The sequence below is a fragment of the Lysinibacillus sp. NPDC097214 genome (assembly GCF_050277945.1).
Classification (GTDB): domain Bacteria; phylum Bacillota; class Bacilli; order Bacillales_A; family Planococcaceae; genus Lysinibacillus; species Lysinibacillus xylanilyticus_B.
The window spans coordinates 1-12,063 of the sequence record NZ_JBNNSS010000008.1 but is presented as its reverse complement, the minus strand read 5'-3'; the positions used below and the strand labels follow the sequence as shown (position 1 = coordinate 12,063).

The 12,063-nt window shown below is 36.2% G+C and carries 9 protein-coding genes and 1 rRNA gene; 8 read left to right on the top strand and 2 right to left on the bottom strand.

What is annotated here, in order from left to right:
- Positions 1 to 215: 215 nt before the first annotated feature.
- Together rnpA and rpmH are read right to left on the bottom strand one after the other, a co-directional pair.
- Positions 216 to 560 (bottom strand): ribonuclease P protein component, encoded by a 345-nt coding sequence (rnpA, locus tag ACQKMI_RS17580; RefSeq protein WP_323648390.1) that lies wholly within the window; start codon positions 558 to 560, stop codon positions 216 to 218.
- Between the two features lie 101 nt (positions 561 to 661).
- Positions 662 to 796, bottom strand: coding sequence for a 50S ribosomal protein L34 (rpmH, locus tag ACQKMI_RS17575; RefSeq protein ID WP_004233310.1), 135 nt, complete (start codon positions 794 to 796; stop codon positions 662 to 664).
- 556 nt (positions 797 to 1,352) lie between these two features.
- Here rpmH and dnaA point away from each other — a divergent pair.
- The 8 genes from dnaA to ACQKMI_RS17535 all read left to right on the top strand — a co-directional run.
- Positions 1,353 to 2,702, top strand: coding sequence for a chromosomal replication initiator protein DnaA (dnaA, locus tag ACQKMI_RS17570; RefSeq protein ID WP_132362479.1), 1,350 nt, complete (start codon positions 1,353 to 1,355; stop codon positions 2,700 to 2,702).
- Between the two features lie 169 nt (positions 2,703 to 2,871).
- The gene (gene dnaN, locus ACQKMI_RS17565) at positions 2,872 to 4,008 is read left to right on the top strand and encodes a DNA polymerase III subunit beta (protein ID WP_323648365.1); all 1,137 of its coding nucleotides are present in this window, start codon (positions 2,872 to 2,874) and stop codon (positions 4,006 to 4,008) included.
- Positions 4,009 to 4,174: 166 nt separating this feature from the next.
- Positions 4,175 to 4,399, top strand: a complete 225-nt coding sequence (gene yaaA / locus ACQKMI_RS17560; protein WP_323648363.1) for a S4 domain-containing protein YaaA — start codon at positions 4,175 to 4,177, stop codon at positions 4,397 to 4,399.
- A 3-nt stretch (positions 4,400 to 4,402) separates the two neighbouring features.
- Positions 4,403 to 5,518, top strand: a complete 1,116-nt coding sequence (recF, locus tag ACQKMI_RS17555; RefSeq protein ID WP_427491025.1) for a DNA replication/repair protein RecF — start codon at positions 4,403 to 4,405, stop codon at positions 5,516 to 5,518.
- Positions 5,519 to 5,610: 92 nt separating this feature from the next.
- Positions 5,611 to 7,545, top strand: coding sequence for a DNA topoisomerase (ATP-hydrolyzing) subunit B (gyrB, locus tag ACQKMI_RS17550; RefSeq protein WP_427491023.1), 1,935 nt, complete (start codon positions 5,611 to 5,613; stop codon positions 7,543 to 7,545).
- A gap of 25 nt (positions 7,546 to 7,570) precedes the next feature.
- Positions 7,571 to 10,051, top strand: coding sequence for a DNA gyrase subunit A (gene gyrA, locus ACQKMI_RS17545; protein WP_427491021.1), 2,481 nt, complete (start codon positions 7,571 to 7,573; stop codon positions 10,049 to 10,051).
- Between the two features lie 235 nt (positions 10,052 to 10,286).
- Positions 10,287 to 11,369 (top strand): HD-GYP domain-containing protein, encoded by a 1,083-nt coding sequence (locus ACQKMI_RS17540; protein WP_427491019.1) that lies wholly within the window; start codon positions 10,287 to 10,289, stop codon positions 11,367 to 11,369.
- A 600-nt stretch (positions 11,370 to 11,969) separates the two neighbouring features.
- A 16S ribosomal RNA gene (locus ACQKMI_RS17535) occupies positions 11,970 to 12,063 on the top strand; the annotation flags it as partial.

The following is a 12,063-nucleotide window of genomic DNA, read 5'->3' as shown; positions in this document are numbered from 1 at the left end:
CTGCGACTGAATAAAGTTATCAGTTATTTTATCATGCATATAACGTTTCACTCTACTAAATATTCTAACAATGTACATATATTTGCTAAGTAATGTTACTAATCATTCACATATCGCAGTGAAATCCTATCTTCAAAATACCCCTATGCGTATTTTCAGCGACTTCACTTTCGCGCAGAAACGCTTCTATTTCACCACTTTGGTTGCCATCCATATTACGTCTTCTTCAATACTTTTGCGATTCGTAGTACATGCTGCAAACTTTGTTTTACTTCATAAAAATCCATAGTGGCCGCCGGTTGTCTGGCGATAATAACATAGTCCATATTCTGCTTTAGTTCATCTTTTACTTCATGAATACTTTGTCGAATATAGCGCTTGATCTGGTTGCGTGTTACTGCATTCCCAAGTTTTTTGCTAACCGATAATCCTACACGAAATTCTGTTTGTCCCTCTTTTTCTAAAAAATATACGACAAACTGACGATTAGCGAAAGATTTACCTTTCTTAAACACCTTTTGAAAATCATCGTTTTTTTTCACTCGTTGGCGTTTTTTCATTACTTTCACCTGCTACTCGATAATTATCCTTTGATCCTCATTTCTAGGTTTCCCAAAAATAAAGAAAAAAAAGACCACTGATGTGTCTCAGTGGACTTATTTTATGCTGATAATACTTTTCTTCCTTTACGACGACGAGCAGCAAGAACTTTGCGACCGTTTTTCGTGCTCATACGTGCGCGGAAACCGTGAACTTTGCTGTGCTTACGTTTCTTTGGTTGGTAAGTACGTTTCATTTATATAGACACCTCCTGAATGAGTTGAATTTTTCAACATACAGACCTGAATATTATATAAAGTAACTAGTTATTTTGTCAATGACTTTTATAAATTTATATATTTAAGCAAATCCATGTCTATCTTTACCTACAATCCTCTTCTTCTGAATAAAATAAATTATCCACAGAATACTTGTTTTTTTTACACAGGGTTGTGTATAGTAATTTTTGCATTATTTTTTATCCACAACACTTATCTACACCTTTTTCACATACGCAGACCTTGTGGACAACTTGAACGTGCATAAATAAAAGGTATGTGGATAAGTTTCACAAACTATTGAAATAGCTTTGTTTTTCTGATACGATATCTGTGCTTCACTTTGTTGAAAACTGAAATTACTTATTATTTTATCCACAACTGTTAATATGCTGTGGATAATTTTTATCACAGCCTTTGGTTAACTTTTATCCACAACTTGTGAGTTTGTGGACTAGTTGTAAAATGAACGTATTTACCGTTTCTATAAATGCGCTTTTTTAATTGTATTGAACTGTAAAGGAGATTAGCAGCTTGGAACATTTAGAAGAACTATGGAATAATGTCCTGGCTCAAGTTGAACAAAAAATTTCTAAACCAAGCTTCGAAACGTGGCTAAAGTCTACAAAACTACTTTCCTACAATGGTAGTGGTTCTACTGTGACAATTGCTGCGCCAAATTCGTTTGCTCGAGACTGGCTTGAAAATCATTATATTCATTTGATTACAGGTATATTAACGGAGCTTACAGGCGAAGACTTGCTTATTAAGTTTGTTGTTCAAAAAAACCAGGATTCGGACGATTTCGATTTACCAGCGCCGATTATCCAAGCAAAAAATGACGATCACCATGATATTTCACCAGGTATGTTAAACCCGAAGTATACTTTTGATACGTTTGTTATTGGCTCTGGTAACCGCTTTGCACATGCTGCCTCGTTAGCTGTTGCAGAAGCACCTGCGAAGGCTTATAACCCATTCTTTATCTATGGGGGAGTAGGGCTTGGCAAAACACACTTAATGCATGCGATTGGTCATTATGTATTGGAACACAATCCAAATGCAAAGGTAGTTTATTTATCATCTGAAAAATTTACAAATGAATTTATTAACTCAATTCGAGATAATAAGGCACTTGATTTCCGCAATAAATATCGCAATGTTGATGTACTGCTAATTGATGATATTCAATTTCTAGCTGGAAAAGAATCAACTCAGGAAGAATTTTTCCACACTTTTAATACATTGCATGAAGAATCGAAACAAATTGTTATTTCCAGTGACCGTCCTCCTAAGGAAATCCCGACATTGGAAGATCGCTTACGTTCTCGATTCGAATGGGGACTAATTACAGATATTGCGCCTCCTGATTTGGAAACTCGTATCGCCATTCTTCGAAAAAAAGCAAAGGCTGATGGTCTAGAAGTGCCAAATGAAGTCATGCTCTATATTGCGAACCAGATTGACTCCAATATTCGGGAGCTTGAAGGTGCGCTTATTCGCGTCGTTGCCTATTCATCACTTGTTAACAAGGATATTAATGCGACTTTGGCTGCTGAGGCACTAAAGGATATTATTCCTAATTCGAAGCCACGAACTGTCACTATACTAGACATTCAAAATGCAGTAGGTGAGCACTTTAACATTCGTTTAGAGGATTTTGCCGCGAAAAAACGTACAAAGTTAATTGCCTTTCCACGTCAGGTCGCGATGTTTTTATCTCGCGAATTAACAGATTTTTCGCTGCCGAAAATTGGCGAAGAATTTGGTGGACGTGACCATACTACTGTTATCCATGCTCACGAAAAAATATCTTCTATGTTGAAAAATGACGTTCAGCTACAGCAAGATATTAAACAAATTCGAAGCATGCTAGGGAAATAAAACTGTGGACAACCCATACGTTTAAACACAAACTTATACACAGTCTATCTACATGTGGATAGACTGATTTTATTCACTTAAACACACTTATCCACAAATCCACAGGACCTATTACTATATCTTTTTTATTTTATATAAATAAATAATATAAATATGTGAGGGAAAACGAATGAAATTTGATATTTTACGTGACCGTTTATTAGAGGGTTTAAATGATGTCATGAAAGCCGTAAGTTCTAAAACAACTATTCCAATTTTAACGGGGATTAAAATTGATGTAACATCTGAGGGTATTCGTTTAACAGGTAGTGACGCTGATATCACTATACAAACATTTATTCCAGTTGAAGAAGATGGCCAACAAATAATTCATATTACAGAAACAGGATCAATTGTTGTACAAGCTCGTATGTTTAATGAAATTGTACGTAAGTTACCAACAAATGAGGTTGAAATTCAAGTAACAACTGGTTTCCAGACTCATATCCGTTCAGGTAAATCTGAATTCCACTTAATTGGCTCAGATGCTGCTGAATATCCTTTATTACCTGAGTTAACAGAGGATCAAAAATTTACTATTCCTGCAGACCTATTAAAGACAATCATCCGTGAAACAGTATTTGCTGTTGCCACTTCAGAAAGTAGACCGGTGTTGACAGGTGTAAACTGGCAGATAAAAAACGAAGCGTTAATCTGTGTTGCAACAGATAGCCACCGTTTGGCAAGACGCAAAGTTCAACTGGAAAATTTACCTGAGGTTGAACATAGTGTTGTCATTCCTGGTAAAAGTTTAAATGAGTTAAATAAAGTTTTAGAGGATTCGACAAATCTTGTGCAAATCGTTATTACAAGCCAGCAAGTATTATTTAAAACTGGAGAAGTATTATTCTTCTCACGTTTACTTGAAGGTAACTACCCAGATACAACACGTCTAATCCCTGAAGAATATCAAACAAATCTAACGATTAACGGTAAATCGTTATTACAAGCAATCGATCGTGCATCTCTTGTTGCTCGTGGTGATCGTAATAATGTTGTACGTTTTGAGATTTTTGATAATCAATCTGTTGAAGTTTCTTCTAATTCACCAGAAATCGGTAAGGTTCAAGAAGAAATTCCTGTTGAGTCATTAGAAGGGGAGAACTTAAAAATTTCCTTCAGTGCGAAGTACATGATGGAAGCATTGAAAGCAATAGATGGTCAAGAAGTAGTCATTCAATTCACAGGAGCAATGAGACCGTTTATTTTGCGTTCTGTTCATGATGATGCAATTTTACAGTTAATTTTACCTGTACGAACTTATTAAAATTCAAACAGTTTTTGTTGGAGAGAATAAACTCCATAATTTCAAGCTCTAAATATTTTGAAAAACGTTCTGATAGTCGCTAGCTGCGGCTATCTTTTTTTACTTATGACGGAATTTTAGGTATGATAGAGAGATAGACAGTCTGTATTTGGAGGGGAACACAACTATGAAGGACATTAAAATTGATGTGGAATTTGTCACATTAGGGCAACTTTTAAAAATGACCGATGCTATAAGCTCTGGTGGCATGGCGAAGTGGTTTTTACATGAAAATGAGGTTTATGTAAATGGAGAAGTAGATGACCGCCGCGGTCGTAAATTACGTGATGGTGACATTGTAAATATTCCTGGATGTGGTCGATATCGTATCGTTGGCACAACTGGACAGTAGATTATGCAGATAGAGCAGTTAAAACTTACAAATTACCGTAATTATGATGACTTAGCATTAAACTTCTCTCCAAAAATTAATGTTTTCATTGGTGAAAATGCACAAGGGAAAACAAATGTTATGGAATCTATTTACGTATTGGCGATGGCTAAATCCCATCGAACGACGAACGATAAAGAATTAATACGTTGGGATTCAGACTATGGTAAAATAGAAGGGGCCGTTCAAAAAAGGCATGGTATTTTACCGATTGAGCTTACGATTACGAAAAAAGGCAAAAAAGGTAAGATAAATCATATAGAACAAAGCCGCCTCAGTCATTATATTGGCCAAATGAATGTCGTTATGTTTGCACCCGAAGATTTAAACGTCGTAAAGGGGAGTCCGCAATTACGACGACGTTTTATTGATATGGAGATTGGGCAAATTTCGCCTGTTTATTTGCATGATTTATTAACCTTTCAAAAAATTTTAAAGCAACGTAATCATTTTTTAAAAATGAATCAAGGTAAAAAAATGCCAGATGACGTGATGTACGAAGTTTATAATGAACAATATATTCACGCAGCTACCCAAATTATTCGAAAAAGATTTCAATTCATGGATTTATTGCAGGAGTGGGCAGAGCCAATTCACGCAGGTATTTCACAAGGTAAAGAAACGTTAGCTATTAAATACCGCACAGTAGCTGGTATTGAAAAAGAACATACTTCCAGTGAAATTGAAGGCTTTTTGCATAAAAAGCTAATAGAAGCTAAGGACCGTGAGTTTGATCGAGGTGTAACACTAGTTGGTCCACATCGAGATGATTTACAGTTTTTGGTAAATAACTATGATGTTCAGACATACGGTTCACAAGGACAGCAACGTACAACCGCTCTTTCATTAAAGCTTGCTGAAATCGAGTTAATTAAACAAGAAACAAATGAAACACCCATACTACTTTTAGATGATGTATTGTCGGAACTCGATGATTATCGTCAATCGCATTTATTAAACACCATTCAAGGTGAAGTTCAAACCTTTGTTACGACTACAAGTGTTGATGGAATTCATCATGAAACGATGGAGCATGCACAGCTGTTTCACGTGAAACAAGGAGCGATTGAAGAAAGTTAGCCCGGGGAGTTTTTTAGATTACAAAAGAATGGTAATAGTCAGCTCGGTTGACTGTTCATTCATTTACACACAATGATGTTATGAAGGAGTAGATGAAAGCCGTGGCTATAGAGAACGAAGGTTTACAAAATCAAGCTTATGAAGCCGATCAGATACAGGTATTAGAAGGATTAGAAGCTGTACGTAAAAGACCTGGGATGTATATTGGTTCAACAAGCTCTAAAGGGCTTCACCATTTAGTATGGGAAATTGTTGATAATAGTATTGATGAAGCACTGGCAGGATTTTGTACAGATATAAAAGTAACGATAGAACAAGACAATTGGATTCGTGTAGAGGACAATGGTCGTGGTATTCCGGTAAGTATTCAAGAGAAAATGGGTAAGCCTGCTGTTGAAGTTATTATGACAGTACTCCATGCCGGAGGTAAGTTCGGCGGTGGAGGATACAAAGTTTCAGGTGGTCTTCATGGTGTAGGGGCATCTGTTGTAAATGCTCTATCAATTGAGACGATCGTTCAAGTTCATCGTGAAGGTCATATTCATGAAATTAAATTTGAACGTGGAAGAACTGTTCAAGAGTTAATGATTATTGGTGATTCAGACCGTAACGGAACGACTACACGTTTTAAAGCAGATCCTGAAATATTTAAAGAAACGACTGTTTATGAATATGACATTTTAGCACATCGTATTCGTGAATTAGCTTATTTGAATCGTGGTATCAAGATTACAATTGCTGATGAACGTGAAGGTGAAGAACGTTCTACTACGTATCATTATGAAGGTGGTATTCGTTCTTATGTAGAGCATTTGAATCAATCTAAAGAGCCAATCCATGATCCGATAGATGTTCTTGGAGAAAAGGATGGTATTTCAGTTGAAATTGCTATGCAATATAACGCTGGATTCTCTTCTAATATTTTTTCATTTGCTAATAACATTAATACGTATGAAGGCGGTACACATGAGTCTGGTTTTAAAACGGCTCTAACACGTGTTATTAATGATTACGCACGAAAAAATGGACTTTTAAAAGAGTCAGATGCAAATCTTACTGGTGAAGATGTTCGAGAAGGGTTAACAGCTATTGTTTCGGTTAAGCATCCAGATCCACAATTTGAAGGACAAACAAAAACAAAGCTTGGTAACTCTGAAGTTAGCCAAATTACTAACTCCTTGTTCTCAGATGGTTTTGAACGATTTATGTTAGAAAATCCAACTGTCGCTCGTAAAGTTGTAGAAAAAGGTTTAATGGCTGCTCGTGCACGTGTCGCCGCTAAAAAAGCACGTGAATTTACACGTCGTAAAAATGCACTTGAAGTATCGAGTTTGCCAGGTAAATTAGCTGACTGTTCATCAACAAATCCATCTGAATGCGAAATTTATATCGTTGAGGGTGACTCTGCCGGAGGATCTGCGAAATCTGGACGTGACCGACACTTCCAAGCCATCTTACCGTTACGTGGTAAAATCCTTAACGTTGAAAAGGCGCGTTTAGATAAAATTTTATCGAATGCAGAAATTCGTGCAATGATTACAGCATTTGGCACAGGTATTGGTGAAGAGTTTACTTTAGAAAAGGCTCGTTATCATAAAATCGTTATTATGACAGATGCCGATGTTGATGGTGCGCACATCCGTACATTACTCTTAACATTCTTCTTCCGTTTCCTTCGACCTCTTATAGAGGCAGGTTATATTTATATTGCACAGCCACCTCTTTATCAAGTTAAGCAAGGTAAACATGTAGAGTATTGCTATGATGATATTACTCTTCAAGGAATTTTAGAACGGTTACCGAAAATGCCAAAACCAAATGTACAACGATACAAAGGTCTTGGAGAAATGAATGCAGAGCAGCTTTGGGATACTACAATGGATCCTGAGCACCGCACATTGTTACAAGTAGAATTAGATGATGCAATTAAAGCAAACCAAGCATTTGAACGTTTAATGGGCGATGAAGTTGAACCACGCCGTCAATTTATCGAAGAGAATGCGGTATACGCTAATTTAGATATTTAATTTTTCTTGAGAGGAGGTCTACACTTTGTCAGAACAAGAACGCTCCGGTGTTAAAGGAGTTAATATAACAAAAGAAATTGAAACATCCTTCCTCGATTATGCGATGAGTGTAATCGTTTCTCGTGCGTTACCAGACGTGAGAGATGGATTAAAGCCTGTACATCGCCGTATTTTATATGGCATGCAAGAGCTAGGGAATACAGCAGATAAAGCGTACAAAAAATCAGCACGTATTGTTGGGGACGTAATGGGTAAATACCACCCACATGGTGACTCATCTATTTATGATGCAATGGTACGTATGGCGCAAGATTTCAGCTATCGTTACATGCTAGTCGATGGTCATGGTAACTTTGGATCTGTCGATGGCGACGGAGCGGCAGCAATGCGTTATACAGAATCACGTATGTCTCGTATTGCAATGGAAATGCTTCGTGATATCAATAAAGACACAATTGACTATACGGATAACTATGATGGTTCAGAAAAAGAGCCTATTGTCCTTCCTAGTCGCTATCCAAACTTATTAGTAAATGGAGCGGCAGGAATTGCGGTTGGTATGGCGACAAATATTCCACCACATCAACTTGGGGAAACGATAGATGCAGTGATAGCACTTTCAGAAAATCCAGCTATCACAACAGAAGAATTGATGGAAATCATTCCAGGACCTGATTTCCCAACTGGCGGATTAATTTTAGGTCGTAGCGGTATTCGTCGTGCTTATGATACTGGTCGTGGCTCTATCATTATTCGCGCAAAGGTAGAGATTGAACAAAAATCAAATGGTAAAGAAACAATTCTTATTCATGAATTACCATACCAAGTGAATAAAGCTAAGCTTATTGAAAAAATAGCAGAGCTTGTACGCGATAAAAAAATTGACGGTATTACAAATCTACGTGATGAATCTGACCGACGTGGTATGCGAGTAGTCATTGAAATTCGTAAAGATGCAAATGCCAATGTAGTTTTAAATAATTTATATAAACAAACAGCCATGCAATCAAGCTTCGGTATTAATATGCTGTCATTAGTAAATGGTCAGCCTAAAGTAATGGGCTTAAAAGAAATGTTGTATCATTATTTAGAGCACCAAAAGGTTATTATTCGTCGTCGTACGGAATTTGACTTAAGGAAAGCAGAAGATCGAGCACATATTTTAGAGGGCTTACGTATTGCCCTTGATCATATCGATGAAATTATTGCTATTATTCGTGGTTCACGTAGTGGTGATGAAGCGAAACCTCAATTAATGGAGCGATTCAATTTATCTGAACGTCAAGCGCAAGCGATTTTAGATATGCGTTTAGTTCGTTTAAGTGGATTAGAGCGTGAAAAAATTGAAGCAGAATACCAAGAGCTTCAAATATTAATTGCTGAATTAAAAGCAATTTTAGCGGATGAGACTAAAATTGTTGATATTATTCGTACTGAAATATTAGAACTAAAAGAACGCTTTAATGATACACGCCGTACTGAAATTACATCTGGCGGTTTAGAAATGATTGAGGACGAGGATTTAATCCCAGTCGAAAATTCAGTTGTAACTTTAACGCACAATGGTTATATCAAACGTTTAGCTGCAAATACATATCGCAGTCAAAAACGTGGTGGTCGTGGTGTACAAGGGATGGGCACAAATGAAGATGATTTCGTAGAGCATCTTATGAATACATCTACACACGATACAATTTTATTCTTCACTTCAAAAGGGAAAGTATTTAGAGCAAAAGGTTATGAGATCCCGGAATTTGGTCGTACAGCGAAAGGATTACCGATTGTTAACTTACTCAATATTGAAAAAGGTGAAAAAGTAACAGCAATGATCCGTGTAGGTTCATTTGAAGAAGATGCATACTTTATCTTCACTACTAAAACAGGTATTACAAAGCGTACGCCAGTATCTCAATTTGCTAATATCCGAACAAACGGCTTAATAGCTATAAGTTTGCGAGAAGATGATGATCTCATTTCTGTTCGTTTAACAGATGGCGAGAAACAAGTGATTATCGGTACTCGTGATGGAATGCTTGTACGTTTCCAAGAGGATGATATTCGTTCAATGGGTCGTACTGCAGGTGGTGTACGAGGTATTAAGCTACGTGATGGTGACGAAGTAGTTGGTATGGAAATCGTTGAACCAGGACAGGAAATTTTAGTTGTTACAGCAAAAGGTTACGGTAAACGTACGTCTGAAGAGGAATATCGTTTACAGAGCCGTGGTGGTGTTGGATTAAAAACAATTCAAATCACTGATAAAAACGGTCCAATGGTAGCTGTAAAAACGGTTGATGGTTCAGAAGATTTAATGCTGATTACAATTAACGGCATGCTAATCCGTATGGATGTGAATGATATTTCATTAATTGGTCGTAGTACACAGGGAGTTCGTTTAATTCGTTTAGGCGATGAAGAACTTGTTGCAACTGTAGCGAAGGTTGAAAAAGAAGAAGAATCGATCGAAGAAGAGTCGATCGAAGAAAATGACCAAGTAGAGGAATAATAAAAAGACCGATGACGACAGCTAATGTTTGCCGTTCATCGGTTTTTTTATCATAGAATATGAAAAATAAGTAATTATTTTGAATTCCATGATAAAATAAGTTTAACTTATTTCAGCAGGTGTCCAAACACCAGTTGAGATAGAGGAGCTTAGTCTAAGCCCTGTGGCATTTTATGCCGAGGCATAATTGATCCTTATATTTATGCAAGTGAAATAGTGAAGAGGAGTTAATTACGTGGAAACTATACATATCCCAATTTCAGAGTTACGCGTTGGTAAAGTAATTTCTGAAGATATTTTTGCTAATACACAGTATCCAATAATTTTTAAAAACACAATGATTTCCTATGAGCATCTACAAGTTTTTTTGGCTTTTAATATTTCTAGGGTTCCTGTTTATAAAGAAGGTGTAGAGGCTCAATCAGAAGTAAAAGAAACAGATTTAGTTGTTCCAACAGAACCTATACCGACTTTTAGAAAGATTTATGACAATTCAGTTGAACAATTTAAAAAGGAATTTAAAAATTGGGAAGCTGGTGCAAAGGTAGATATTGCGAAAGCACGTAAAATTATTTTGCCATTATTAGAAATGGTTTTAGAAGATCGTACAATAATTTTGGATTTAAATGAGTATTCAAATCCAAAAGACTATTTGTACCATCATTGTGTAGCAACAGCATTGATTTCTTCGGTGATTGCACAAAAATTAGGCTATGACAAAGGAATTACGATTCAAGTTGCAATTGGAGGGTTATTAGCTGATTGTGGAATGGCAAAAATTCATCCGCGTATCCGCGATAAAAAAACAACCTTAACAGAGCAGGAGTTTAATGAAATTTATAAGCATCCGATTTATAGCTATAGTATGGTCAAAGATGTAACAATCTTAAAAGATACAATAAAAGAGGCTATTTTCCAGCACCATGAGCGTTTAAACGGTAGTGGCTATCCGAAAGGAGAAAAAATTGCTAATATTTCTACTTTCGCTCAAATTATTGCTGTTGCAGATGTATTCCATGCAATGACATGTGAGCGAGTATATAGAACAAAGCAATCTTCCTTTAAAGTTATAGAGATGATTCATGAATCTGAATTTGGGAAGTTCGATATAAAAGTAGTTCGTGCACTGATAGATATTGTTGCTGACCTTCCTATAGGGACAATCGTTGAACTATCTAATCTGGAACAAGGCGAAGTGATGTTTGTAAATAAATTTGCACCATCTCGACCACTTATTAAATTAAGCCAATCAGGGGAGATATTTGATTTAGAAAAAAATCGTACCTTCTATATTTCACGTATAATAACAAATTTATAATAGTTGAAAGGCAACCCATTAACATTGGCGTTCGCCTTTTTTATTTTAATTCGATTGATAAATTATTTAGGAGATAAAACCAACGTATCAACAAAGACTTCATCGTCTAAATGTAAAAAGTTAAGTACGAGAAAATGAATCTCTTAAAAACCAAGCCAAATAGTGAAAATGATCTCTTTAAAAATATTTAACTTCTTTCAGCAAGTGTTTTATGTAACGTAAGTGAAACGGCAGTTACAAATGTTTTCGTAGCGAAAGCAAAGAGACAGGTTATAGAAGTCCGCCTCTATAGATAGTGAGATGAATGCGAATTTAAGGCTAACTAATCCTTTGAACATAGTAATGTAGAAGAAAAATAATAGATTTTAAAAAACTATTTATTTTTTTTTGAGAAAGTGTTGACATAGTTTTAGATTCTTGATATTATTAGTGAGTCGCCAAGAGGTGACACTTTAAAAAAGATTAATGAACCTTGAAAACTGAACAAGCAAAACGTAATCAATAAAGTTTTTAGTAGCTAACCTTGAGTTGGTGAACGAAACAAAATTTTGGACATCAAACATGATGCCAGCAAAACAATTTGAGCTAATCAAATTTCTTTTTATGGAGAGTTTGATCCTGGCTCAGGACGAACGCTGGCGGCGTGCCTAATACATGCAAGTCGAGCGAACAGAGAAGGAGCTTGCTCCTTTGA